The following is a 1,102-nucleotide window of genomic DNA, read 5'->3' on the forward strand; positions in this document are numbered from 1 at the left end:
GCGGCGACCTACGCCACCCCGGCCGCGCGGGCGGTCGTCACCGTCATCAACGCCGAGGCGATATGCGCGTAGCGCCCGCCCGGCACATAGCAGCCCGCCGCCCCCACCGGGATGATGCGCTGGCCCGCCACAAGGCCGGGGCGCAGTTCGACCTCGGTCTCGTGCAGGCTGGCGCGCTGGGCGCGGGCGAAGGTGGCGATGTTGGCCTGCGCCCAGTCCATTGCGCAGGCCAGATCGGGGGCCACGCGGGCAGCGCCTGCGTCGATACGGTCGGCCGTCACCTCGACCGGGCCATCCCATCCGTCCAGATGGCGCGCCAGATGCAGGGCCGCATCCTCGCGTCCCCTTTCCAGTTCGGCCAGCAGGGCGGAGACCTGCGCCGCCAGCGCCGCATCCTGCCCTTCGGCCACAAGGGCCGGGCGCTTCACCCATTCCACGGTCATGCCTGCCCCCCCAGCGCGCGGTATTCCTGCCCGATGATGGCGGTGACCGTGGCGACGTCCTGCGCATCGAAGGTCAGCGGCAGGCGCATGTCGCACAGCCGCGACAGGATCGCCCGCGTGCGCGGCAGGTCGGCCTGCGGGGCATAGCGCCAACTGTCGAAGCGGCTGGTGAACCCGTGGGGCTCGTCCGCCCCGAACCATGCCAGCACCACGCCGCGCGCGCCGCAGGCCGCGACCAGCGCACCCGCCCGCGCGCCGTCCCAGTCGCCCGGCAGCAGGAACTGGATCGACGAGCCCACGAAATCCTCGGCCTGCGGACGCTGCGGCAGATGCAGGCCGGGCAAGCCCGCCAGCCCGGCCTCGGCCGCGCGATAGAGGTCGCGCCAGCGGGCCACCCGGTCGGGCAGCGTGGCCAGCTGGTCGATCAGCAGGCAGGCACGCAGCGCGTCCATCCGGGCCGAACAGTTGGGCATGTCATAGCGGGCCTGCGCAAAGGCGGCCTCGTCCGGGCCCGCACCGTGACGGGCGTAATGCATGTAGGACCCCGACAGGATGGTGGCCCGCGCCGCGACTCCCGCATCCGACGTGACCAGAAGCCCCCCCTCGCCCGAGGTCAGGTGCTTGTACCCCTGGGTCGAGAAGCACCCCGCCAGCCCCCA

At 73.1% G+C, this 1,102-nt stretch carries 2 protein-coding genes; both read right to left on the minus strand.

All coding sequences use genetic code 11. The annotated features are described in order from the left end of the window. Window positions 1-8: 8 nt before the first annotated feature. Window positions 9-443 carry a histidinol dehydrogenase gene (locus ACLD7X_RS16990; RefSeq protein WP_411424867.1) on the minus strand — a complete coding sequence of 145 codons (435 nt, stop codon included), beginning with the start codon at window positions 441-443 and terminating at the stop codon, window positions 9-11. Then, window positions 440-1,102: DegT/DnrJ/EryC1/StrS family aminotransferase (locus tag ACLD7X_RS16995; protein WP_411424868.1), on the minus strand; the 663-nt coding region annotated here is incomplete at its 5' end. The genes ACLD7X_RS16995 and ACLD7X_RS16990, both read right to left, overlap by 4 nt.

The sequence above is a fragment of the Aphanothece microscopica RSMan92 genome, assembly GCF_046613545.2.
Taxonomy (GTDB): domain Bacteria; phylum Cyanobacteriota; class Cyanobacteriia; order PCC-6307; family Cyanobiaceae; genus NIES-981.

Excerpts from the sequence above, each read along its gene's own strand:
- ACLD7X_RS16990 (WP_411424867.1), bottom strand. The coding sequence starts at position 443 with ATGACCGTGGAATGGGTGAAGCGCCCGGCCCTTGTGGCCGAAGGGCAG.